Origin of the sequence: Dehalobacterium formicoaceticum (genome assembly GCF_002224645.1) — a bacterium.
GTDB lineage: Bacteria > Bacillota > Dehalobacteriia > Dehalobacteriales > Dehalobacteriaceae > Dehalobacterium > Dehalobacterium formicoaceticum.
In genome coordinates, this window is sequence record NZ_CP022121.1 from 1,622,017 (window position 1) to 1,646,349 (window position 24,333).

The 24,333-nt window shown below is 45.5% G+C and carries 23 protein-coding genes and 1 pseudogene; 21 read left to right on the top strand and 3 right to left on the bottom strand.

Going from position 1 to position 24,333, the window contains the following annotated elements:
* The 13 genes from glmM (at window position 1) to CEQ75_RS08040 (ending at window position 13,501) form a co-directional block, all read left to right on the top strand.
* Complete coding sequence (glmM, locus tag CEQ75_RS07980; protein ID WP_089609864.1) at window positions 1-1,338, top strand: phosphoglucosamine mutase; 1,338 nt, start codon at window positions 1-3, stop codon at window positions 1,336-1,338.
* Window positions 1,339-1,442: 104 nt separating this feature from the next.
* Entirely contained in the window at window positions 1,443-2,120 is a 678-nt protein-coding gene (locus tag CEQ75_RS07985; protein ID WP_089609865.1) for a M48 family metallopeptidase, read from the top strand.
* A gap of 137 nt (window positions 2,121-2,257) precedes the next feature.
* Window positions 2,258-3,976: an adenine deaminase gene (ade, locus tag CEQ75_RS07990; RefSeq protein ID WP_089609866.1), complete on the top strand. Its 1,719-nt coding sequence runs from the start codon at window positions 2,258-2,260 to the stop codon at window positions 3,974-3,976.
* 23 nt (window positions 3,977-3,999) lie between these two features.
* Window positions 4,000-4,674, top strand: coding sequence for a helix-turn-helix domain-containing protein (locus tag CEQ75_RS07995; protein WP_089609867.1), 675 nt, complete (start codon window positions 4,000-4,002; stop codon window positions 4,672-4,674).
* 75 nt (window positions 4,675-4,749) lie between these two features.
* Window positions 4,750-5,577 carry a glucosamine-6-phosphate deaminase gene (nagB, locus tag CEQ75_RS08000; RefSeq protein ID WP_338032009.1) on the top strand — a complete coding sequence of 276 codons (828 nt, stop codon included), beginning with the start codon at window positions 4,750-4,752 and terminating at the stop codon, window positions 5,575-5,577.
* A gap of 147 nt (window positions 5,578-5,724) precedes the next feature.
* Window positions 5,725-7,014, top strand: coding sequence for a glycosyltransferase family 2 protein (locus tag CEQ75_RS08005; RefSeq protein ID WP_242965409.1), 1,290 nt, complete (start codon window positions 5,725-5,727; stop codon window positions 7,012-7,014).
* Between the two features lie 211 nt (window positions 7,015-7,225).
* Window positions 7,226-8,038, top strand: coding sequence for a nitroreductase family protein (locus tag CEQ75_RS08010; protein ID WP_089609869.1), 813 nt, complete (start codon window positions 7,226-7,228; stop codon window positions 8,036-8,038).
* Between the two features lie 156 nt (window positions 8,039-8,194).
* Entirely contained in the window at window positions 8,195-9,274 is a 1,080-nt protein-coding gene (locus CEQ75_RS08015) for a M24 family metallopeptidase (RefSeq protein ID WP_198306664.1), read from the top strand.
* 40 nt (window positions 9,275-9,314) lie between these two features.
* Window positions 9,315-10,349, top strand: coding sequence for an ABC transporter ATP-binding protein (locus CEQ75_RS08020; protein ID WP_089609870.1), 1,035 nt, complete (start codon window positions 9,315-9,317; stop codon window positions 10,347-10,349).
* A complete protein-coding gene (locus CEQ75_RS08025) occupies window positions 10,339-11,307 on the top strand; it encodes an ABC transporter ATP-binding protein (RefSeq protein ID WP_089609871.1) in 969 nt (322 codons plus the stop codon). Before CEQ75_RS08020 ends, CEQ75_RS08025 begins: the two co-directional genes overlap by 11 nt.
* A 62-nt stretch (window positions 11,308-11,369) precedes the next feature.
* Complete coding sequence (locus tag CEQ75_RS08030; RefSeq protein WP_089612552.1) at window positions 11,370-11,987, top strand: TetR/AcrR family transcriptional regulator; 618 nt, start codon at window positions 11,370-11,372, stop codon at window positions 11,985-11,987.
* Window positions 11,971-12,759, top strand: coding sequence for an ABC transporter ATP-binding protein (locus tag CEQ75_RS08035; protein ID WP_420838521.1), 789 nt, complete (start codon window positions 11,971-11,973; stop codon window positions 12,757-12,759). The genes CEQ75_RS08030 and CEQ75_RS08035 overlap by 17 nt, the downstream gene beginning before the upstream one ends.
* Window positions 12,752-13,501 carry an ABC transporter permease gene (locus CEQ75_RS08040; RefSeq protein ID WP_089609872.1) on the top strand — a complete coding sequence of 250 codons (750 nt, stop codon included), beginning with the start codon at window positions 12,752-12,754 and terminating at the stop codon, window positions 13,499-13,501. Before CEQ75_RS08035 ends, CEQ75_RS08040 begins: the two co-directional genes overlap by 8 nt.
* 27 nt (window positions 13,502-13,528) lie before the next feature.
* Here the strand turns inward: CEQ75_RS08040 and CEQ75_RS08045 are convergent, their stop codons facing one another.
* Window positions 13,529-14,428, bottom strand: coding sequence for a 1,4-dihydroxy-2-naphthoate polyprenyltransferase (locus CEQ75_RS08045; protein ID WP_089609873.1), 900 nt, complete (start codon window positions 14,426-14,428; stop codon window positions 13,529-13,531).
* A 353-nt stretch (window positions 14,429-14,781) separates the two neighbouring features.
* Here CEQ75_RS08045 and CEQ75_RS08050 point away from each other — a divergent pair, with 353 nt between their 5' ends.
* The gene (locus CEQ75_RS08050) at window positions 14,782-15,270 is read left to right on the top strand and encodes a hypothetical protein (RefSeq protein ID WP_157677376.1); all 489 of its coding nucleotides are present in this window, start codon (window positions 14,782-14,784) and stop codon (window positions 15,268-15,270) included.
* 337 nt (window positions 15,271-15,607) lie between these two features.
* On the top strand, window positions 15,608-16,789 hold the full coding sequence (locus CEQ75_RS08055) for a class I SAM-dependent methyltransferase (RefSeq protein WP_089609875.1): 1,182 nt from the start codon (window positions 15,608-15,610) through the stop codon (window positions 16,787-16,789).
* A 236-nt stretch (window positions 16,790-17,025) separates the two neighbouring features.
* Here the strand turns inward: CEQ75_RS08055 and CEQ75_RS08060 are convergent, their stop codons facing one another.
* A complete protein-coding gene (locus tag CEQ75_RS08060) occupies window positions 17,026-17,586 on the bottom strand; it encodes a nitroreductase family protein (protein WP_198306665.1) in 561 nt (186 codons plus the stop codon).
* Window positions 17,587-17,806: 220 nt separating this feature from the next.
* On the opposite strand from CEQ75_RS08060, the gene CEQ75_RS08065 reads away from it, so the two are divergent.
* Together CEQ75_RS08065 and CEQ75_RS08070 are read left to right on the top strand one after the other, a co-directional pair.
* Window positions 17,807-18,241, top strand: a complete 435-nt coding sequence (locus CEQ75_RS08065) for a MaoC/PaaZ C-terminal domain-containing protein (RefSeq protein WP_089609876.1) — start codon at window positions 17,807-17,809, stop codon at window positions 18,239-18,241.
* Window positions 18,242-18,368: 127 nt separating this feature from the next.
* On the top strand, window positions 18,369-19,919 hold the full coding sequence (locus tag CEQ75_RS08070) for an FAD-dependent oxidoreductase (protein WP_089609877.1): 1,551 nt from the start codon (window positions 18,369-18,371) through the stop codon (window positions 19,917-19,919).
* Between the two features lie 145 nt (window positions 19,920-20,064).
* Here the strand turns inward: CEQ75_RS08070 and CEQ75_RS18315 are convergent, their stop codons facing one another.
* A complete protein-coding gene (locus CEQ75_RS18315; protein ID WP_157677377.1) occupies window positions 20,065-20,235 on the bottom strand; it encodes a hypothetical protein in 171 nt (56 codons plus the stop codon).
* Between the two features lie 425 nt (window positions 20,236-20,660).
* Between CEQ75_RS18315 and CEQ75_RS08075 the strand changes: the two genes are divergently transcribed.
* The 4 genes and pseudogenes from CEQ75_RS08075 to CEQ75_RS08090 all read left to right on the top strand — a co-directional run bounded on the left by CEQ75_RS08075 (window position 20,661) and on the right by CEQ75_RS08090 (window position 24,292).
* Entirely contained in the window at window positions 20,661-21,161 is a 501-nt protein-coding gene (locus tag CEQ75_RS08075; protein WP_089609878.1) for a 4Fe-4S dicluster domain-containing protein, read from the top strand.
* Window positions 21,154-21,669 carry an NADH-quinone oxidoreductase subunit NuoE family protein gene (locus tag CEQ75_RS08080; protein WP_242965410.1) on the top strand — a complete coding sequence of 172 codons (516 nt, stop codon included), beginning with the start codon at window positions 21,154-21,156 and terminating at the stop codon, window positions 21,667-21,669. The genes CEQ75_RS08075 and CEQ75_RS08080 overlap by 8 nt, the downstream gene beginning before the upstream one ends.
* Window positions 21,644-23,502: pseudogene (locus tag CEQ75_RS08085) on the top strand (NADH-ubiquinone oxidoreductase-F iron-sulfur binding region domain-containing protein). The gene CEQ75_RS08080 and the pseudogene CEQ75_RS08085 overlap by 26 nt, the downstream one beginning before the upstream one ends.
* A 10-nt stretch (window positions 23,503-23,512) precedes the next feature.
* Window positions 23,513-24,292 carry a 2Fe-2S iron-sulfur cluster-binding protein gene (locus CEQ75_RS08090; RefSeq protein ID WP_089609879.1) on the top strand — a complete coding sequence of 260 codons (780 nt, stop codon included), beginning with the start codon at window positions 23,513-23,515 and terminating at the stop codon, window positions 24,290-24,292.
* The last annotated feature ends 41 nt before the right edge of the window (window positions 24,293-24,333 follow it).

The window sequence follows — 24,333 nt, forward strand, 5'->3', positions numbered from 1 at the left end:
ATGGGTATATATTTTGGCACAGATGGTGTCAGAGGCTTGGCCAATCGGGAGTTGACGCCCAATCTGGCTTTTCAGCTGGGCCGGGCCGGGGCATATTGTTTGGCACGAGAGCATCAAAGACCAACGATTGTGATCGGCAAGGATTCCCGCCTTTCCGGTGATATGCTGGAAAGCGCTTTGGCGGCGGGCATTTGCTCAGTTGGGGCGGATGTGATCCGTTTGGGGGTGATTCCCACACCTGGGGTGGCATATTTGACCAGACATATGGGGGCTCAAGCCGGAGTCGTGATTTCGGCCTCCCATAATCCCATGGAGGATAACGGAATAAAATTTTTTGGCAGTACCGGATTTAAATTGCCGGATGCAATGGAAGATGAAATCGAAGAAATTATCACTTCCGGAAAGGAATTGCCTTCTCCTGTGGGAAAAGATGTGGGAAGAATCAAGTATCAGCATCAGGCAGGAGCAATTTATATCGACTATCTAAAAAAGACATTGGGTTCGGACCTGTCCGGCTTAAAAATTGTGGTGGATTGTGCCCATGGTGCCGCATCTCATATCGCACCTGTTATTTTAAAGGATTTAGGGGCGGAGGTAATTCCTCTTTTCAATCATCCTACCGGCAGCAACATCAATGATGGATGCGGCAGCACCCATCCGGAACAACTGATGGCAGCAGTAAAAGACCATGGAGCTCATTTGGGCATTGCCCATGATGGAGATGCCGACCGCATGCTGGCGGTAGATGAAAAGGGTGCCTTAGTGGATGGGGATAGAATCATGGTAATTTGCGCCATTGATCTCTTCCAAAAGGAAAAACTTCCCGGCAATCGCATCGTGGTTACGGTGATGAGTAATCTGGGCTTGCATCTGGCCTTGAAAAAAATTGGCATTGATGTTTTGGAAACCAAAGTGGGGGACCGTTATGTGCTGGAGAAAATGTTGGAAACAGGTACGATTATAGGGGGAGAACAGTCCGGGCATGTCATTTTTAGCGATTATAATACCACCGGAGACGGCATCGCCACCGCACTGCAATTATTAAAGGTGATGACGGAAACCGGAAAACCCCTTTCGGAGTTGGCCGCCCAAATGGAACTATTACCCCAGCTATTGGTAAATGTCAGGGTAAAATCAAAGGACGGCTGGGAAGTAAATCCTGGGATTCAGGCAGCTATTGAACAAGGGAAAAAATCTTTGGAAGGGCGCGGCCGGATTTTGGTGCGTCCTTCGGGAACGGAACCTTTGATTCGGGTCATGGCGGAAGGCCCGGAAGAACAGGAATTAAAAGAGATAGTCCATGGCATTGTGGATGTGATCAAAAAAGAGTTAGATTAAGCGGAAAATCGGTGGGGAAAGGAGTCTTGCCCCTTGAAGAAACAGGAAGAATCAATCATATTACAAGATGAAATTACCCTGGGGGGCAGACGATTTCCTACCGGATGAGAAAAAGTGTCCGGGCCAAAAATCTTCGTTTAAGCATCAGTGAGGAAAATGGCCTGGAGGTGGTGCTGCCGCATCAATACTCCCTGGGGGAGATCAGCCAAATTGAGGATTTTTTAAGGCAAAAGGAAGTATGGATTCTGGACAAGATGAAGCTGATGGCGGAACAAACTGCCCTTAAGGAGGCAGCAGAAGGGAATTTCTTGTCCAGAATTCGCTATTTAGACCAGGAATACCCTATTGTGGTCATTTTGGACTCTGATGCCCCGATTCGAGTAGAACTTAACGGCGACAAGGCTCTTTTCACCTTACCGGAAAACCGGGAGGAGCTTCTCCAGCAGGTGATTCAGGCTTGGTATCCTTGGGCCGCAAAGCAGTTCATTGAGGAAAGATGCCCACACTGGGCGGAAAAAATGCGGGTTTCTTATCAGCGCATTTACATAAAAAATCAAAAAAGCCGCTGGGGCAGCTGTTCCGGGAGCAAGAATCTCAGTTTTAATATGCGCCTGATCATGGCTCCTATAGAGGTGGTCGACTATGTTATTATCCATGAACTGGCTCATTTGAAGGAGATGAATCATTCCGCCGTATTTTGGCAGATGGTGGCGGATTTTTGTCCGAGCTATCAGGAGCATCGGGATTGGTTAAAGAAATACGGCGCCGGTTTAATTCTGTAGGTGGAAAGAAAAACAAAGAAAACCGTGCTGAAAGCGCGGTATTTTTTTGCGCGCTAAGCCTTCGGCTTGGCGCAAGCCAGGTTTTCTTTAGACGGGATATCAGGATAATTAGGATCCAGGAATAGGAGGGGGTTTTCATGTTATACGATATGATCCGGGCAGCAAGGGGGGAAATCAAACCGGCGCTGGTATTAAAAAACGCTAAACTGATCAATGTTTTTTCCGGAGAAATATATCCGGCGGATATTGCCGTGGATCAGGGCCGGATTGTAGGCATCGGCAGTTATTCCGGTGTTGAGGAAAAGGATCTTGCCGGGTGCTGCCTCTGTCCGGGGCTGATTGACGGGCACATCCATTTGGAAAGCACCATGGTCACGCCGGGGGAATTTGCCAAAACAGTTTTACCACGGGGCACCACCTCGGTGGTAACAGATCCCCATGAGATTGCCAATGTCTGCGGCCTGGATGGTATCACTTATATGCTGGACAGTACCGAAAACCTGCCCCTGAATGTATTTTTTATGGTGCCTTCCTGTGTACCGGCCACCAGTCTTGAGGATAATGGTGCGGAAATCACTGCCGAGAATGTTCTGGAACTTTTAGACCGGGAGCGAATTTTGGGTTTGGCGGAAATGATGAATTACCCGGGGGTTCTCACCGGCGACCCCCATGTGCTGGCCAAGCTGGACGCTGCCAAAAGAAAAGGGAAAATCATTGACGGCCATGCCCCGGGACTTTCCGGCAAGGATCTATGTGCTTATGTGGCGGCAGGTATCACCTCGGATCATGAATGCACTACATATTCGGAAGGACTGGAAAAAATCCGTCTGGGCCAATGGGTGATGGTGCGGGAAGGAACGGCGGGCAAAAACATGCAGGATCTTTTGCCCTTGCTTTTATCGGAAAAATCCCGGCGCTCAATGCTGGTCACGGATGATAAGCATCCCGGCGATCTTTTGCGTGAAGGTCATTTGGATGGTATGATCCGGACCCTGATTGCCCAAGGGGTGCGTCCTCTGGAGGCCATCCGCATGGCTACCCTTAATCCGGCCCAGTATTTTGGCTTGAGTGATCTGGGTGCCATAGCACCTGGCTATCGGGCTGATTTTCTGGTGCTTTCGGATCTGGAAAGTTTTAAGATAAAAGAGGTCTACAAAGACGGCCGGCTGGCGGCGCAAAAGGGCAAAGCCTTGCCCTTTGAGATACCGGCGGTGTCTGCGCCGACAGTCTTAAATTCTTTTCATATCCAAGAAGTAAAGCCGGAACAGTTGATCCTTTCCGGTTCGGGCACCAAGATGCGCGTCATCGGTCTGGTGCCCGGACAGATTCTTACCCGGGAGATCATTGTTGATTTGCCTCATCAACCCGGGGAGATCATTGCCTGGGATCCTGAACAGGATCTGGTGAAGCTGGTTATGGCTGAACGCCATAAAAATACAGGGCTGACAGCAGCAGCCCTGGTCCAGGGCTTTGGCTTAAAAAAAGGCGCCATTGCCTCCTCCGTTTCCCATGACTCCCACAATCTGGTGGCAATCGGCACAGAAGATCAGGCTATCTGCCGGGCCGCCAATGCCGTAGCCGCTCATCAGGGGGGGCTTGCCATTGCCGATGGGGATCAGGTGCTGGCGATCCTGCCTCTGCCGATAGCCGGACTGATGAGTACCGACGGAGTGGAAAAAGTGGACCTTAAGCTTCAGGCTATGAAAGAACTGGCCTGGACCATGGGCGTGCCCAGAGATCTGGATCCTTTTATGATGCTTTCTTTTTTGGCTTTGCCTGTGATCCCGGAACTGAAGCTTACCCCCCGGGGACTGATCAAGGTTGATGAACAGAAATTAGTACCGGCTGTTTTTTGAAATTGCGAGGAGGTGTGGTGCCGATGAACAGATTAGCTGAAACAATCAGCGCGGCCAGAAAAAAGGCCGGGCTTTCGGAGAAAGAGCTGGCGCAAAAATGCGGTCTGACCGTAAGCTATCTCATGCAAATAGAATCCGGCAAGAAAATTATCAATGAAAAAGCAGGAGAAAAGATTCTTAAGGTGTTGGGTGTTCAGGGGAAATTTTTTGATGAGGAAAAGCCGGCAGAAGAACCAAAAAAAACTGAGCACAAGCCAAAACCCGTTCCGCAGGAAACCATTTCGGTGGAACCCACCGAATCCTGGATGGATGCTTTGGCGGGCGTCATCAAGAAATATCCTGTATATGATATGCAAAGCGGCAAAGGGGTGGATTTCAGGGAACTTCCCCTGATTAATAAAAAAGTTGCCGGTCTTCATCCGGACAAAATTCTCTTTATCAAAGTTTCCGATAACGACATGTCTGCCTGCCGTATCGAAAAAGGTGATGTATTGACCGTTAATCTGACCAAAGAAATCATGAACGGCGGGATTTACCTCTTGGAATGGAAAGGACAAAAGCTGATCAGACTCATGAAAAAAGAAGGAAACAAGCTGTCGATGGGTAAAAGCATGAACGATGGTTCCGTCGATACAGCGGAGCTTAGCCAGGTCGAAGTAATCGGCCGGGTCGTGCGCAACGAAATTGTCATCAAGTGATTTTCCCAAAAAAAACTTGCTTTTTCTGTCAATAATGTATAGAATTTTTCTGTGTTATTTAATCTGGATGGGGAGATGAAACTCACAGTGGATATTTTAATCAGAAAAGACTATAATGAAATGAGTAAGACGGCAGCCGGATTTATTGCCCAATTGGTGCAATCAAAACCGGATTGTGTATTGGGTCTGGCTACAGGAAGTACCCCTATTGGCACATACCGGGAGCTGATCAGATGCCATCGGGAGGAGGGATTGGACTTTTCTCAGGTGACAACTTTTAATCTTGATGAGTATTTGGGACTGGGCGTGCATCTGGATCAGCCTTACAGTCTGGATCAAAGTTATGCCCGTTTTATGTATGAAGAATTAATCAAGCATATTAACATTAAAAAAGAAAACACCCATGTGCCGGACGGCTTGGCTACAGATCCAGGGAGGTTTTGCCAGGAATATGAAGCAGCCATTAAGGATGCGGGCGGTATTGATTTGCAGCTCCTGGGCATTGGCGGCGACGGTCACTGGGCATTCAACGAACCGGGATCTTCCTTGGGCTCCAGAACCCGGGTGCAGGCTTTAATGAAACAGACCCTGGATGATAATTATAAAAGCTTCTACGCCAAAGCCGGATTCGAAAGAAAGGATATGCCTCATTTTGCCATTACCATGGGTGTGGGCACCATTCTGGAGGCCAGAAACATCATAATGATCGCCAACGGGCTGAAAAAAGCGAATGTAGTCGCCCAAGGGATCGAAGGGCCGGTCACGGCGCAGATTACGGCTTCGGCCATCCAATTGCACAGCGGGGGTATTACTGTGGTACTGGATGAAGATGCAGCTTCAAAATTAAAGCATAAGGAGCATTATATCCACGTGGAGCGAATGAAAAAGGAATATAACTTATAAAATTATTTTTTAGGCAATGGGAAAAGAGTCAGGGACACCTCCCTGAACTTTTTTTCATTCTTCTGTTTTTTTAGGGAACAAATTTGAAACAAATTCCGTCTAATGAATAATTGCCTAAAATTGCTTAAAATGGAGGAATGGTTTACTGTGCTTTCATTCATCGAGCACTTTAATGTGTTAATCTTTTTGTTTTTTAGCGTAGCATATTCTTATCGCATTGTTTATGTACTAATCGGTCTTTATTCCAAAAAGAAGAAAAGGGACGCACTGAAACCTGTGAAACTACATAAATATGCTGTCCTGATCGCGGCCAGAAACGAACAGGCTGTAATTGGGGAACTGATCAAGAGTCTTAAAAATCAAAAATATCCCGAGGAACTGCTGGATATTTTTGTCGTGGCTGATAATTGCACGGATCAAACGGCCCAAAGGGCGCGGGAAATGGGCGCGATTGTGTACGAACGCTTTCATCGTGACCTTGTGGGAAAAGGGTATGCCTTACATTTCCTCTTCGGGAAAATTGCGAAACAGTGCGGCTTAAAGCATTATGCAGGGTACTTTGTTTTTGACGCCGATAATCTGCTGGAGGAAAATTATATTGCGGAAATGAATCGGGTTTTTGACAAAGGTTATCGGGTCCTTACCAGCTACCGAAATTCCAAAAATTATGGACATAATTGGATTTCCGCCGGATACGCTCTGTGGTTTCTTCATGAAGCAGAATATCTCAATAATCCTAGAATGATTTTGGGAAAAAGCTGTGCCATCTCGGGGACGGGATTCCTAGTTCATCAGGATATCATTCTTAGAAACGGCGGATGGAAACATTATCTTTTAACAGAAGATATTGAATTTTCCGTAAGTGAAGTGATCAAAGGGGAAACCATCGGATATTGCGGCAGCGCCGTACTTTATGATGAACAGCCCGGAACCTTTAAGCAAGCCTGGAACCAGAGAATGCGCTGGGCCAAAGGATTCTATCAGGTTTTTCATCGCTACGGCAAAAATCTTCTTCAATGCAGTCTTCAAGGGAAGAAACAAAGTTTCTCCTGCTATGATTTGATGATGACCATCATGCCGGCCTTGCTGCTCTCGATCACCAGTTTTGTTGTCAATGGTTTATTTTTCCTTATGGGTTTGATCAATCCCAATTTTGGCGATCAGATCTTGCAGGTTACGTTTATTGCCATCCTTTCGTCCTTTGGAATTTATTACACCATCCTGTTTACCTTGGGGACGATCACGACCATAACTGAATGGCATAGGATTCATTGTTTTGCCTGGCAGAAAATCATTTATCTTTTTACCTTTCCTCTTTTTATGTTTACCTATGTTCCTATCGCTTTGGCGGCTTTATTTAAGAAGGTGGAATGGAAACCGATTCAACATACCTGCGTTAAATCTTTGCAGGATATCCGGGAGCAACAGTCCGCTTGAGGAATTGAATTTTTAACCTTTAATAAGCGCGGCAGAGGTTTTGATACCTCTGCCGTTTTTTTTACATTTTTATCAAATTCCAAGCCCCCACTTCAATAAGTTTGGGTTCCTTTTTTATTTCGCTTAATTTTTAAAAGCCGGTTTGGAAAACAGGACTGAGATGATCATTTATAGTATAATTAATAGAAGCGGTTTGAAAGGGGATGGGGAAATGATTCAATTTGACCAGGAAAAATGTATCGGTTGTGGTCTGTGCGTAAGAGACTGCTTACCTCAAGTAATTGGAATTAAAAATGAAAAAGCATATTTTAAAGCTGATCAATGTTTTAGGTGCGGTCATTGTATTGCAATTTGTCCTAAAAATGCTGTCTCCATGGATGATTATGATATGAGAGATGTCTTGTCTTACCAGAAAGATCAGTTTACCATCGAACCCGAGCGCCTTCTAAATTTTATTAAGTATCGCCGCTCCATCCGTCATTTTTTACCCAAGCAGGTTGAACGGGAAAAATTGCTGAAAATTATTGAAGCAGGAAGATATACCCCCACGGCAAGCAATTTGCAAGGGGTTTCTTATATCGTGGTTCAAGAAAATATTGCCCTGGTCAAAGAGCTAGCCTTTAAGCGTCTGCAGGAAATGGCTGATCAGGTGCTTCAGGATGAAGCACAGCCGGAAGATTTAAAGAATTATGCCCGGCGCTGGATGAAATTGAGTCAGGAATATTATCAGGAAGGCAAAGACGGTTTGTTTTTTAATGCCCCTGCCCTGGTACTGAACATTGCCCGCTCCCCTGTTGATGCTGCTTTAGCGGCATCAAATATGGAATTAATGACCTTCACCTTAGGGTTGGGCTGCTTTTATTGCGGGTATTTTGTCCGGGCAGCCGTCAATAATTCTGAAATAAAAGAGGTTTTAGGGCTGGATCAAACCCAAGAAGTAATCACCTGTCTGGTCATTGGTTATCCCGATGTCCGCTATTTAAGAACTGCCCCCCGCAAAAAGGCGAAAATCAGCTGGAAGTGAACTCGTTCAGCTTAAGCTGAACATCGGGGCTTCAGATGGGGAATCTACCCCACCTGAAGTAAAATATGAGCTCCCACTTATAGAAGTGGGAGTCTTGGAATTTGATAAAACTTTTGAAAAGGTAATATATGGGGATTAATGGAGGTGGTAAGTCGTATGATGAAATCAAGAAGGGAACAGGTATTAAAGATTTTGGAGAAAACCGGGGGTGAAGCTCTTTTTCTGCTGGGGCAGGCCAATATTCGATACCTTAGTGGATTCATGGGTACCGATGCTTATGTTCTTTTATCCCGGGCAGCCCGGATTCTCTTAACGGATTCCCGCTATACGGAACAGGCGGAGGCGGAGTGCCCGGAATTTGAAATTGTTGATTATCGCAGCTCTTTTTCCGGTCTGGAAGAAGCACTGGCCTATTTTTGCACCAAATATCAGATCAGGCAATTGGGCTTTGAAGAAGATATCATCACCTTTGCCAGGTATCAAAAATTACAAGATCAGCTGAAGGATGTAACGCTGGTTCCCACTGCCGGGATCGTACTGATGGTACGTCGTAAAAAGGATGATCTGGAAATTGAGCTGCTCAAAAAAGCTGCTCAAATTGGGGATGAAGCTTTTGCCGAGGTCCTGCCGTTGATTAAACCGGGTGTGACGGAAAAGGATCTTGAAAGAGAACTGGAATACCTGATGAAAAAGAAAGGGGCCCTCTCTGCCTCTTTTCCCATTATTGCGGCTTCCGGACCCAGAAGTTCCCTGCCCCATGCCATTCCCACGGAGCGAAAAGTAAGCAAGGGGGATTTTATCACCCTGGATTTTGGGGCTCTTTACGAGGGCTATTGTTCCGATATGACCCGGACGGTGGTAGTGGGGCAGCCGGATCAGAAACAGCGGGATATTTATCGGCTGGTCAAAGAAGCCCAGGAAAGGGGAGTGGAAGCCGTCCGGGCGGGTGTCATGGGGAAAGAAGTGGATCAAGCGGCTCGGCATGTGATCACAAAGGCCGGATATGGCAAGTATTTTGGTCATGGCCTGGGTCATGGCATCGGTTTGGAAATTCACGAGGAGCCGGTTTTGAATCCCCGCTCCGACCATCTCCTAACTGCCGGGTCCGTGGTAACTGTAGAGCCGGGTATTTATCTGCCTGATTGGGGCGGCGTACGTATTGAGGACAGTGTGGTAGTAAGGCCGGAAGGTTGTGAGATTATTACCCATACTACCAAGGATTTGATTATTCTTTAGTCAATCATCAAGGGACAGCTAGGGGGAAGGGGGTGGTTTCATGGTCAACCTGCTGGAGGTAAAAAATCTGGAGGTATCGTTCAACACGTATGGTGGTACGGTACAAGCGGTACGAGGCGTAAGCTTTACCGTTAAACCCGGTGAAACCGTGGCCATCGTTGGAGAATCAGGCTCAGGGAAAAGCGTCACCGCGACAACCCTGATGGGCCTAATTCCTGTACCCCCTGGAGAGATTAAGGGGGGAGAAATCCTGTTTAACGGAGTGGATCTGACGAGGCTCACGGATCGGCAGATGGAAAATTATCGAGGGGCAGAAATGGGAATTGTTTTTCAGGATCCCGGGACATCCCTTAATCCCACCATGAAGATTGGCAGGCAAATCGGAGAATCCTTCCTTTACAGGGAAAATATCAGCAAAAAAGCGGCCCGGAAGAAAGTCCTGGATCTTTTGGATTTAGTCGGTATCCCCCAAGGTGAAGTACGCATTGATCAATACCCTCATCAATTCAGCGGCGGGATGAAACAACGGGTGATGCTGGCCATGGCTCTGGCCGGCCGCCCCAAGCTTTTGATTGCAGACGAACCCACCACCGCTCTGGATGTAACGATTCAGGCCCAGATTATTGATTTGCTGCGCCATTTAAAGGAGCAGCTGCAGATGGGTCTGCTCTTGATCACCCACGATTTTGGCGTAGCAGATCAATTGGCGGATCAGGTACTGGTCATGTACGCCGGGAGAATCATGGAAGCCGGAAGGAAAGAGGATATTTTTGATCATGCCCAGCATCCTTACACCCGGGGTCTTTTAAAATCCCGTCCTCAAATAAATCCGGAAGATGGTGAGAGATTATTTATCATTCCCGGCCAGCCTCCTGATTTATTTCTCCCGCCCCCAGGCTGTCCTTTTGCCTCTCGATGCCCTGATGTCATGAAGGTTTGTGTTCAGACTGCCCCTCATGAGGTTCACCTCAGGGTTACGAAAGGGGCAGAACACCGGGTGGCCTGCTGGCAGTATCATCCCCAATCAAAAAGGGATCAGAGCAGAGACGGGGGAGGAGAAAATCATGAAAGCTGAGCAGGAAGCCCTGATCCGGGTGGAAAATCTTAAAAAATATTTTTATCCCAAAAGAAATTCTGTCTTAAAAGCATTGGACGGGGTTTCCTTCTCCATTTACCCAGGAGAGACCTTGGGCTTGGTAGGGGAAAGCGGCTGCGGCAAATCTACTGCGGGCAAGACCATAGTGCGTCTTTTTGAACCCACGGATGGTCAGGTGTGGTATCGGAAACGGCATGTTCATCAACTGAAGGGCGGGGAACTGAAAAATTTCCGGAAAAAGGTACAAATTATTTTTCAAAATGCTTATGCCTCCCTGAACCCCAAGATGACAGTGGAATGGATCGTAGGGGAGGGCATGGATATCCATCACCTCTATCCGGGGAAGGCGCGGCGGGAAAGAATTCGGGAATTATTACATTTGGTCGGACTGAACCAGGAGGATGGCCGGCGCTACCCCCATGAATTCAGCGGCGGCCAAAGACAGCGTATTGGCATTGCCCGTGCCCTTGCCCTGGAACCGGAATGCATCATCTGTGATGAGCCGGTCTCGGCCTTGGATATGTCCATGCAGGCCCAAATCGTCAACCTGCTGCAAGACTTGCAGGAAAAGATGAGAACATCCTATTTGTTTATTTCTCATGACTTGGGGCTGGTGCGCTATCTAGCCCGGCGCATCGCCGTGATGTATTTAGGCAATCTGGTGGAGCTGGCCGGTGCCGCAGACCTTTATCAGCATCCTCTCCATCCATATACCCAGGCACTTTTGGCCGCGGTACCTTATCTTGATGTTCAACAAGAAGGGAAGAAAAAAAGAATGGTGCTTTCCGGGGAGGTGCCCAGCCCTTTTAATCCTCCTTTTGGCTGCCCTTTTGTAACAAGATGCTCTTATGGAACAGAAATTTGCCGTCAGGAAAAACCCCTTTTAAAGGAAGCAGCACCGGGGCATTTTGTGGCTTGCCATGGACACTTTTCTTGACAAGGATTTTATCATCAAATAAAATGAATTTATATTCATTATATAAAAAGAAGGTGCGCTTTTTGGCTTATCGTGAGACAGAACGAACCCAAGAGAAAATGGCCCGGAAAAAAAGAGACATTATCAAGGCGGCTCGTGAAATCTTTGCGGAAAAAGGTTATCAGGGAACCTCCATGAAAGCATTGGCACAAAAAGCGAAGATCGCTACGGGCACGGTTTATTTATATTTCTCCAACAAAGAAGTCCTGATGAGTAGTATTGTGGATGAAATGTTTCGGGAACTTTTGACCATCATTAAAAATGAACGGGAAAAATATTGCGATGGTTTTGATAAACTGCAAGCTTCTATGGATGCCTGCTTTCGGGTTTTTATGAAAGAAAAAACTATGGCTAGAATTTTTTTGGTGCAGGTTCCCGGGGTTAATAGCGCCTTTCAAAAAAAACTGCATCAAATTGAAAATGAGTTAGTTCTTTGGACACAAAAGGATCTGGAAGAGTTGAAGGCGGAAGGACGTTTGCCGGAAAAGGATACTTTGGTGAGCGCCCTGGCTTTTGTGGGCAGCTTTCGTCAAGTGCTCTTCCATTATCTGATGGAAGGCGAACCCCAAGACTTAGAGACAGCCTATATCGATTTAAAAAAATATAATTTACGAGGACTAGGACATGGCCATGAAAGCTGAGCATTACCTGGAAATTAAGGATCTGAAAGTAGATTATCTTCATCAGGGGAAAGGGGTTTCCGCCTTAGCTGGGGTGCATCTTTTTCTTGATCAGGGAGAAATGGGTGTGCTCATCGGTCCTTCCGGCTGTGGTAAGAGTACCTTGATGACCGTTTTAGCCGGTCTCAATCCTCATTACGCGGGCAAGGCGGAGATTGCTGGCAAGACACCGGTGAGTGGGGGAGAAACTTCATTAATTCTGCAGGATTATGGACTCTTACCCTGGAAAAACGTGCGGGAAAATGTCATCCTGGGGCTTCGCTTCAGGAAGAAAAGTCTTGGGGAGATTAAACAAAGAGTGGAATCCATATTAAGGAAGATGAACTTAATTAATTTGGCAGAGCGTTTCCCCAGTCAGTTAAGCGGCGGTCAACGGCAGCGGGTAGCCATTGCCCGTTCTTTGGTTTTGGAGCCGAAGCTGCTCTTGATGGACGAACCCTTTTCTTCTTTAGATGCGCTGACACGGGAAGAAATTCAGGACTTTTTGTTGACCATCTGGCAAGAAACTCATTTAACTACCCTCCTCATCACCCACAATATTGAAGAAGCTGTTTTTTTAGGACAAAAAATATTTGTCATGTCATCTTGTCCGGGCCGGATTTTGGAAAAGGTGGAAAATCCATTGGCCGGGAATCACGACTTAAGGGGTAAGGTGCAGTTTTTAGAAATGAGTACCTATCTTCGTTCTTTGCTCCATCAGCCGGGGAAAGGCAGGTGCAGCCGGGATGATTAAAAAAAACACAAGGATATTCTCTTTTATCTATAGCGGAGCAGCACTGATTGCGCTGTGGTGGCTTTTGGCCTTCGCCTTGGACAGCCCGGCTGTTCCTTTGCCCCAGGAAGCGCTTAAAAGCTTGGGGCAAAGTATGCAGGGAGATTTGCTCATTCATTTGGGGGTAAGTTTGTACCGAGTGCTGGTGAGTTTGTTCCTGGCAACAGCACTGGCAGTACCTTTAGGCTTATTCTTAGGGAAAAACCCTGAGATTGATGAGAAAGCAGCCCCCTTTATCTATCTTACTTATCCCATTCCCAAAGTAGTGTTGATGCCTGTTTTTTTAATACTTTTGGGCATGGGAGATCTGTCAAAAATTGTGCTCATTACCCTGATCATTTTTTATCAAATCCTGGTAACAACCCGGGACGGCGCCAAAAATCTGGATCAAGGCTATGTTTCCTCTGTAAGATCTTTAGGAGCAAGTACTTTCGACTTGTATTATCATGTTTATTTTCCTGCTTGTCTCCCAGTGATCTTAACCTCTCTCCGACTGGGCTTAGGCACAGCTCTGGCCGTGCTTTTTCTGGCGGAAACCTATGCCACGCAAAAAGGGATTGGCTTCTTCATTATGGATAGTTTAAGCCGCATGAATTATGAGGAGATGTTTGCAGGCATTATTGCCATGAGCCTGATGGGCTTTTTGCTCTATCTGCTGTTGGATCTGGCCGAAAAAAAACTTTGCACCTGGAAGCATTTGTAAGATCATTTATGAGTAGCCAAAACTCTCTTAGCCCATGATATACCCCAGGGAGAACAGCAACCCAAAAACCAGGGACAAACGGGCGGTGCCGGCTAAGGTGGCATTTAATGGTACACCTTGTTTGGTTTGGAGATCCTTGATTAAGGGAAAAGCCAGGGGAAGGGCAAGCCAGGACAAAAAAATCCATCCGGAGGTCAGGTCCAGAAACCACATCACCAAAGGAATGATCATGGCCGCCGCCAGCAGCAGATAATATTCCATCCTGGCCCCAAAGGGTCCTAAGCGAACGGCCAGAGTTCTCTTGCCCGCTTTCCGGTCCGTTTCCAAATCCCGATAATTATTCACCACGTTGATGGCGCTGATTAATAGGCCCATTGGGATGGAAGCCCACCAGGCAGCGGGAACGACCACCCCGGCTTGAACATAATAGGTGCCGCATAGGGCGACCGGGCCAAAAAAGATAAAAACAAAGACCTCCCCCAAACCAAGGTAGCCTAAGGGAAAAGGGCCTCCCGTATAGGCAATGGCACAGATGATCGAGGCGACCCCAATGGCCAGTACCGGCCATCCTCCCACCCAAATCAGATATAAACCTATCAGTATCGCGAGAGCAAAAATGACTGCCATGCCCATCATTACCTGGCGGGGGGTTAGGAGTCCCGCTTGGGTGACTCTTAAAGGGCCGGTTCTTTCTTCGGTATCGGTGCCTTTTTTAAAATCAAAGACATCGTTGGCCAGATTGGAGCCAATCTGGAGTAAGAGGGCGCCCAGAAGGGCGGCAAAGGCCGGGCCGAAACGAAAAGCTTGATCACCAAAGGCCAATGCCGTTCCCACAATGACCGGGCCCATGGCCGCCGGTAAGGTTTTGGGCCGAATCGCCAGGAACCAAATTTTTAAATAACTGTATGTTTTTACGGATGATGTCATATACTGAAACCCTCCCCCATACCTCCTCCATAGGGTATGGTTTTTTCTTTTTCTATGGTATTCGAGTTTTTGCACCATTTTCCTGCTGTCAAAAAAATCATCTTTGGTTCATCGAAACCAGAGCAAGGGATGTATTTATATCGGTTCATTCTTACGGGATGTGCCGGAACGATGGTTCTGCATAAAATAAATCAAGGGGTGACATATTAAAACGGGATTTCCAACATAAAAAACGACACACAAGAAAACTGCAAGTGAACTCGTTCAGCTAAAGCTGAACATCGGGGCTTCAGATGGGGAATCTACCCCACCTGAAGTTAAAATAGGAGCTCCCACTTATAGAAGTGGGAGTCTTGGAATTTGATAAACATATTTGGGGTGAGACCATGGACAGAACAATTTGTGGACTACTGGCCGGAATAATTGCCGGTATTGCGATGAATACCTGGAATCTTTTTGACTACTATGTTCTGCATTTAACAGAAATTAGGTTTTTAGATTGGTTTTCAGTTTTACAAACATGGGCTAAACCGGAAAACGGTCTGCAAGCCGTTATCTCCCTGATTTTACAGACGATGGTATGGGATGGATTTCTCGGTATCGTTTTTGCTCATCTAGTTGTTTTAATTACTTCGAAAGCTATTGTTTATAAATCAGCATTATATAGTGCGCTTCTTTGGTTTACTTTTAAAGTTATTATTAATATTTGTCAGGTTCCATTTTTATCCGGTCCCGGTGAGCAGCCTTTTTCAGGTCGTATGTCTAACCTGTTGGCGATATTCATATGGGGCATTGTATTGGGGCTTGTGCTCAAAAAACTAGATCAAAAAAATGAATCATAAAGGCGATAAAATGAGAAATACCTCGATTCATCAATTATCAATTTTGAATGATTTTCCAGATGGGCATCTCAGGATATAACCGGACATCTCCGGAAAAAGAAGACAAAGGGAAAAATGAGGATAATAAACTACCCGCGGCGGTAGTTTTTTTAGGTGCCAGAAGTTACATAATTATTATTCTATAGATAAAGTGAGAAAGAAAGAGCGTAATGAAATAATATGGGGAATTTTATCATTTTTTACCTAATTATAGGGAGTAAGATAATGGAAATATTTTTTGTTTGATTTTATAATACTAATAACATGAGTAAAATAATTAGGTCCGGGGGTGATTTTTATGGAAAAAAAGATTTTCCATAACTTTTTCCAAGGGATGCAGACAGAGCCGTTTGCAATTCGGTACTGGGATGGTACGGAGGAAAAATACGGTCAGGGAGAGCCGGGGATTAAAGTTATTTTCCATGATAAGATTCCTGAAACTAAACTTTTAAAAGATGTTTCCTTAGCTTTTGGGGAGGCTTACATGGATGGGGTGATCGATTTTGAAGGTGACTTGCAGGAAATTATTGAAGCGGTCTATCAAGGAAGCAATTCTTTTTTAGAAAAGAAAACATTTAAGGAGCTTAAAGGTTTTTTTCGTCCAAAAGGGACTTCCCTTAAGCAGCAGGAAAAGGACATTCAACATCATTATGATTTAGGAAATGATTTTTATGCTCTTTGGCTGGATGAAACCATGAGTTATTCCTGTGCTTACTTTGAGACCCCAGAGGATACTTTATACCAGGCTCAACTAAATAAGATTGGCTATATTTTAAAAAAACTCCAGCTCCATCCCGGGGAAAAAATCTTGGACATTGGGAGCGGCTGGGGCTGGTTAATTATCCGGGCGGCCCAGCAATATGGGGTTGAGGCATTGGGTATTACCTTGAGTAAGGAGCAGCATCAAAAAACTAAGGAGCGTATTGAGGAACTGGGTTTAACAAGTCAGGTAGATGTACGACTTATGGACTTCCGTGATTTGGCGAAAAGCGGAGAAAAATTTGACAAGGTGGTGAGTGTAGGCATGATCGAGCATGTGGGTCATGTAAATTTACCTAAATACTTTGCCGCGGTAGATAAGCTTTTGGCGCCTCATGGATTATCCATGTTACATAGCATTACCGGTCTGATTGAAGGCCCCGTCGATAAATGGATAATTAAATATATTTTCCCGGGGGGCTATATTCCTTCAATTCGTGAATTAATCGGGCAGCTTCCGGATTATAATTTTCACTTGCTGGATGTGGAAAGTTTGCGTTTGCACTATGCCCAGACTCTTGATCATTGGTCAAAAAACTTTGAAAAGCATGTGGATTTTGTCCAGGAAAAATACGGAGAACGCTTTGTACGTATGTGGCGCTTATATTTAAATGCCTGTGCCGCTTCTTTCCGGAAATCAGGATTAAATATTCATCAGATCATCTTTTCTAAAGGATTGAATAATAGTCTGGAAATGACCAGGTCCTTTCTTTATAAATAACTTAATAACTTAAATTTCGGTGCAGCCAAGTAGAGGTTGTGGAGGGATATGAGTTATAACTTCTGGGTTCGATGATATTGTTGTCTTCTGCATTGAAAGCAATCAAATAGAAAAAACCAGCCACACCAAGCAATTTTGCCTGTGCATGACTGGTCTTTTTTTGTCACTGTTTGAAGAGTGTCGGTCAAAAATTTAATTGTTTATGATCCATAGGATCTTTTATTCATATGGTTCATCTACACGAAATTATTTGACGTAATTGACGACGCCTTTTTTCTCTCTGGTGGGTGAGGTAAAAGCTTCTCCCCCGAGTAACCGACAATGACAGCGCAGGTAACGGCATAGCCTTCTTGAATGCCTGCTTCTTTCGCCAGGGCGCCTGTTTTATCTCCGGCGAAGGCTAATGTGGGGGTAAAGAGGTAGCAGCTTGCCAGACCAAGACCAGTTGCTGCTAAAAGCATATTTTCAGCAGCTAAAGCGGTATTTACGCCGCTAAAGGGGCTGCCTATGGGTTCAGACAAGAGGATCACGGTAGGAGCTCCATAAAGGGGTTCGTATCCAGGGAGGGAAATTCTGCTGATAAAAAACTCATTACCGGAATTACGCATAGCATCAGCCGTTAAGTTGTTCAGCTTTTTGATAAATTCAGAGTTCTGCAAAACAGAAATCTGATATGGCCCGGCATTGGGCGGGCATTGACCGGCGTCAACGATTTTGGTCAAAGCCTCCTGGGAAATTTGCTCCGGCGTATAAGCACGGACGCTTTTTCTTTTTTCAATGGCTTCAAATACATCCATATAGTTCAGCTCCTTATTAAGAATATTTTGGCATATATTAATCTTAAGACAATTTTATCCAAAATGCAAGTGATTCTGCAGATAAGAACCATGCAAGGGAGCAATGCAAGGCAAAAATGGCAAAAATGATATTTTAAAGACAAGTCAGGAGTCTTTGTGATAAAATAACATCTAATAAATGGTTTTAGATATCAGCATAATGCAGAATGGAGAAGAGTAGATGTATTTTGAGGATCTGATTATTGGACAAAAGTTTTCCTTGGGAGAGATTACTTTGACTGAGGAAGAAATTCACAGATTTGCCGAGGAGTTTGACCCCTTACCCATTCATGTGGATCCGGAATTTGCCAAGGAATCCATTTACGGAGGGATTATTGCTTCCGGTTTTCATACCTTGTGTGTACTCTACGGTAAATGGGTAAAAACGAAAATGATTTCCGGGGAAATTATCGGCGGACTGGGTTTTGATTATCTGAAATGGACAGCCCCGGTGCGGGCTAATGATATTTTGCACGGTGAGTGGGAGATTGTCGACAAAATTCCCTCTTCAAAAAAAGGACGTGGCATCTTTGGCATGAAGATTACCGCTTGGAATCAGGAAAATCAGATGGTGATCACTTGTCAGATTAAGGCGTTAATCAAAAGCCGGTCATAAACTAAGAAGCGTAATAAAAAAACATAAGATTAACCATACTAATCGGGTAAAGGTATTAAAAACACCCGATTTTTTTTTGCTCATTGAGCGGAATCGAAAATGGGAAGCTGTTACAAGGAGGAAAATAATGGAGATCGATAGAAAAATGATCAAGGAGACGTTTATCAAGTCACCTCAATCCTATTGGTTGGATTCAACTCCAACAACGAATTATTCCCGTTTAGAAGAAGATATCAAGGTTGATGTGGCGATTATCGGGGGAGGTATGGCGGGAATTTCCTGCGCCTATTTTCTCAAAAAAGAAGGTCTGAAGGTAGCTGTTCTGGAGGGAGATCATGTTCTCACGGGAACAACAGGCCATACCACAGCCAAAATCACTTCACAGCATCATCTGATTTACGCTAAGATCAAGAATCAAATGGGTAAAGAGCTGGCCCGTCAGTATGGGGAGGCCAATGAAACAGCGATCCGCATGATCGAAACCATCATTCGGGAACATCATATTGACTGTGATTTTGTGCCCCAGCCTGCCTTTATATATACTCAACAGGATCAATATGTAGAGCAAATTCAGGATGAAGTTGATGCGGCTTCCGGTATAGGGATAGAAGCTTCCTATGTGGAGGATATCCCCTTCCCCTCCATCCCCATCAAAGCTGGAATACGTTTTGACGGTCAAGCTCAATTCCATCCCCGGAAGTACCTCCTTCCTTTAGCAGAAAGTATTCCCGGAGGGGGAAGTCATATCTTTGAGCAAAGCAGAGTGGTGGATATCGATGGGGGAAAACCTTATGTGATCATCACCGATCAGGGAAAACGGGTGACGGCAGAAAAGCTGATTATTGCTTCCCATTATCCTTGTTACAATAAAGCCGGCTTATATATGACCCGTATTTACCAGGATCGTTCCTATGTGATAGCCATCAAATCCCGGGACCAATTTCCCGGGGGTATGTACATTTCAGCAGAGGATCCGGCACGTTCTCTCCGTGCTCAAAGAACAGACTTGGGTGAGCTGATTTTGGTAGGGGGAGAATCCCATAAGACCGGCCAAGGGGTGGATACCCAAGGACATTATGGTGCCTTGATTCAATTTGCCGGGGATCATTTTCAGGTGGAAGGGATTCCTTATCGATGGTCGGCCCAGGATTGCATGACCCTGGATGGGATCTCATATATCGGGCAATTTACGTCCAAGACGCCAAATATGTATCTTGCCACCGGTTTTGCCAAATGGGGAATGACCAACAGTACCGTTGCAGCAATGCTGCTGCGGGATTTAATTATCACCGGAAAGAGTCCCTGGCAGGATGTGTATCATCCTAGCAGAGGGACGATTACATCTTCTGCTAAAAATTTTATTGTGGAAAATTTCGATGTTGCCAAGCATTTCATCGGAGGAAAAACAGCTCCTTTACCCCAGGATGTGGAAATCGAAGCGGGGGAAGGAAAAATCATCGAAAAAAATGGGCAGAGGACCGGTGCTTATCGGGATGAAGAGGGAGTTCTCCATCTGGTGGATACCACCTGCACCCACTTAGGTTGCGAATTAAACTGGAATTCAGCGGAAAAATCATGGGATTGTCCTTGCCATGGTTCCAGATTCTCGTATCAGGGAGCAATTATTGACGGACCTACCGTGAAGCCATTGGAACCATTGGAACCACAGGAACCATAATAGGATCATTTCTAGCCGTAATACCTGTTTAAATAAGGAAGGCCATAAAATATGTCATAAATATAAGCCATAAGCATAAAAGGAACAAAGAGGAAATATAAACCTCTCTGTTCCTTTTTTTTTAGCTCAGAATATAAAAACAGATTTAGTAACCTTCATTGGAACTATTGATTAATTCGCAGGAATCCGGAGTACAGGAATTACCGCAAAGGGGGCAATTTGATGGGCCCTTTTTTTGCGGTTCAAACATATTACCGCATTGGGCACATTTAAAAAACAACTCCGCATTATCAGGGCTGCCATTATTATGGGTCATTGCTAATAACCTCCAATCTCTTCCGTTTTGATGATAATGGTAATTTTCCTCATTTTTTTCTCTTTTCTCATTGGGGTGCTATCTTTAGTTTGACCGATTTAAAAGAAATCATTTCCGATCAAACAATCCAATTTATGGATAAGTAAATTGATAATTGGATTCCTCCTGATAAACAGGGTTCTTGGCGCGTGGGTATTAGTGGCAGCTAGTTATCAGATAAAGTGCCGTAATCTCAAGATATTCAGGGCAGAAAACTAAATATTCTTAAAAATAACACTTTCATTCTAATAATGCTATAATTAAAGCAAAATCAAATCTTAAAAAAGAAGATACTTATGAAGATGATGAAAGGGGGAAAGGATCTTAATAATAACCTTGTTCTGAACTCTCCGAAAGAAAAATAAAGGGGGAAAAGAGGTTTTAGAATGAAGAATATTATTGTTGTTGATGCCCAAAAGTGTGTCAGCTGCCATAGCTGTGAGATTAGCTGCTGTATAGCTCATTCCCAGTCAAAGAATATTTATCAGGCTATTTTTGAAAAACCCTTAGCCAAAAAGCGGGTCGTAGTTGAGAAGTATGGCGCATTCAGCGTGCCTCTTCAATGTCGTCATTGTGAGGATGCACCCTGCGTACAAATTTGTCCCACCAAAGCGATGCATAGGGAAGCAGGAGCCGATGCTGTTTTAATCAATGAAGAACTGTGCATCGGCTGTAAATGGTGCCTTCAGGCTTGCCCTTTTGGTGCCATTACTTTAGGAGATGGGGAAAAGGCGATTTTAAAATGTGACCTGTGTATTATTAGAACGGAACAAGGGTTGCAGCCTGCTTGTGTGGACGCATGCCCAACTAAAGCCTTAAAATATTTATCAGTTGATCAGTTTACCAAGGAGAAGAGGAGGGGATTTCTGGTAGACTTTTTTGGTTGATGAAATCAAAAAAGGTCTCCAGGTTACGATGCAGATAAACATCGAAAAAGTAGATCAAATCATCGGCAAATACCAAGAAGATTCCTCCGCTTTGATCCGGTTGCTCCAGGAAATTAACCGGGAGTTCCGTTACCTTCCTAAGGAAGCTTTGCTACGGGTAGCGGAGAAACTAGACATTCCCTTAAGTCAGCTTTACAGTATGGCGACCTTTTATAAGAGCTTCAAACTGACACCCAGCGGGCAGCATGAAATCCATGTTTGTATGGGTACGGCCTGCCATGTACGAGGCGCCCAGAAGATCCTGGATACCTTGACTCAAAAACTGCACATCCTGCCCGGGGAAACAACTGCCGACGGACAATACACTCTTGAAACGGTGAATTGCCTGGGTGCCTGTGCCTTAGGTCCTCTGGTGACCATTGACGGCAAATATACCGGAAAACTAAAGCCTAAGGATGCAGAAAAGCTGGTGGGAGGTCTTTATGAAAAAAATTCAGAATCTTCATGAGCTGAACGACTTTAGAACACAGCTCTCCCAAGAGAATTCGGACCAGGATCACCACATCAATATCTGCTGCGGCACCGGGTGCCGGGCAGGAGGAGCCTTGGAAGTGGTGGAAGAGCTGAAAAAAATAAAAGAGAAATATCAGCTGAAGATTAAGCTTTCCACGAAAATGACAGGCTGCCATGGATTTTGCGAACAAGGCCCCTTAATGACCATTGATCCCGGTCATATCCTTTACTGTAAGGTGCAGCCTGGGGATGTACAGGAGATATTTGACAAAACCCTGCTCCGGGGGGAAGTCATTGAAAGATTGCTTTATACAGATCCCGCCACAGGGAAAAAAATTGCCCGGGAAGGTGAAATCCCCTTTTATCAAAAACAAACCCGGGTTCTCCTGGCCCAAAATGGAACCATTTCCCCGATCAGTATTGAAGATTATCTCGCTCAGGGGGGTTTGCCGCTCTGGGGAAAGCTTTAACGCAGTTCACCCCGGAGAGCATTATCGCTGAGGTGAAAAGCGCCGGCCTTAGAGGACGGGGCGGCGGAGGTTTTCCCACCGGGCTGAAATGGGAGGCTTGCAGAAAGGCCCAAAGGGGACAAAAATATCTTATCTGTAATGCCGATGAAGGGGATCCCGGTTGTTTTCAGGATCGCAGTATCCTGGAAGGAAATCCCTATAGTGTCTTAGAGGGAATGATCATCGGGGCTTTTGCCATGGGTGCCGACACGGGCTATATTTATGTGCGGGATGAATATCCTTTAGCGATTGAACATTTACAGCAGGCTTTGAAACAAGCCCAGTCCTATGGGTTTTTGGGAGAAAATATCTTAGGCAGTGGATTTTCTTTTGAGATTAAAATCAGCCGGGGGGGCGGTGCTTTTGTTTGCGGTGAAGAAACGGCCTTAATCAGTTCCATTGAAGGGCTTTCCGGTGAGCCTAACCCCCGTTCCAGACCACCTTATCCGGCTCAAAAGGGTTTGTGGGGCCAGCCTACGGTGATTAATAATGTAAAAACCTGGGCTTTTATTCCCCATATCATTGAAAAGGGTGCTCTTTGGTTTTCCCGTCAGGGGACAGAAAAAAGCAAGGGTACCATGGTCTTTTCTCTCACGGGCAAGGTTCATAATACCGGTCTGGTAGAAGTGCCTATGGGCATCACCCTAAGGGAACTGATTTATGAAATCGGAGGCGGCATTTCAAACAATCGAAGGTTTAAAGCAGTGCAAACAGGGGGACCGGCCGGGGGATGTATCCCGGAGGAATTTCTGGATTTGAACATCGATTATGAGCGTTTGGCTGAGGCAGGAACCATCATGGGCTCCGGCGGGATGATCGTCATGGATGAATCTACCTGCATGGTAGATGTGGCCAGATATTTTTTGTCCTTCACCATGGATGAATCCTGTGGTAAATGTACCCCCTGCCGGGAAGGGGGCAAGCAGATGCTTCATGTGCTGACCAGGATTACCCAGGGGGAAGGAACCCTGGAGGATCTGGACTTTTTAAAACATATGGCTCAGGTGATGAAGGATGCTTCTTTATGCGGATTGGGAAAAATGGCCGGGAACCCGGTGCTCACCACCATGAAGTATTTTCCGGAGGAATACCTGAGTCATGTCCGGGACAAAAAATGTCCTGCCGGGGTCTGTAAAGCATTGATAACCTATCATATCGACAAAGATTTATGCACAGGCTGCGGCAGATGCCTGAAAAATTGTCCGGTGTCGGCCATTATCGGCATGAAAAAAGAAAGCCACACCATCGATCAGACAAAATGTACCAAATGCGGTACCTGCCTGGAGGTATGTAAATTTGATGCCGTCAAGCTGGAATAGAGGTGATTAGATGATGCAATTAACAATAGACGGTCAGGTGCTCGATGCAAAGGAGGACATGACCATCCTGGAACTGGCAAATCGGCAGGGTATCTATATTCCCCAGCTTTGTTACCATCCCGCCTTAAGTAATTTTGGGGCCTGCCGCATCTGTATCGTTGAGATTGAAAAAGACGGAAAAACCAAGATAGAGGCAGCCTGTACCTATCCGGCAGAGGAAGGTGTGGTGGTACGCACCAATTCTCCACGGCTTCAAGATCTGCGTAAGACTATCCTGGAGCTGCTCATTGCCAGATGTCCGGAAGTAATGGTTTTAAAGGATATCGCCCGTAAGCTGGGCATCAAACCAGGAGGGATGCCGGTCATGGATCAGGACAAAAAACGGTGTATTCTTTGCGGCAAATGTGTCCGGGTATGCAAAGAAGTGATCAGGAAAAGCGCCGTCAGCTTTGTCTACCGGGGGAATGAACGTAAAGTTTCCGCCCCTTTCGACATGCAGTCGGAGGATTGCATCGGCTGTACATCATGCAGCTTTATTTGTCCTGCCTGGGCCATAAAGGTAGAGACGCACAAGGATCAAAAATATCTGGTGCCCTGGAAAACTGCCGTTGACCTGGCTCATTGTACCGAGTGCGGGGTTTCCTATATTCCTCAGAAGGTAAAATCTTATTTAATGAAAGGAAAGCCGGGTATTCCGGAGGATTACCAGACCCTTTGTCCTGATTGCCGCCGCAAACATACGGGGGAGCGTGTGCTCAGGAAGGGGCAAAACTTTTGGAGGCATCTTTGATCTTTAAAAAATAGGAAAGCAGCAGATTGCAAATAGAAACT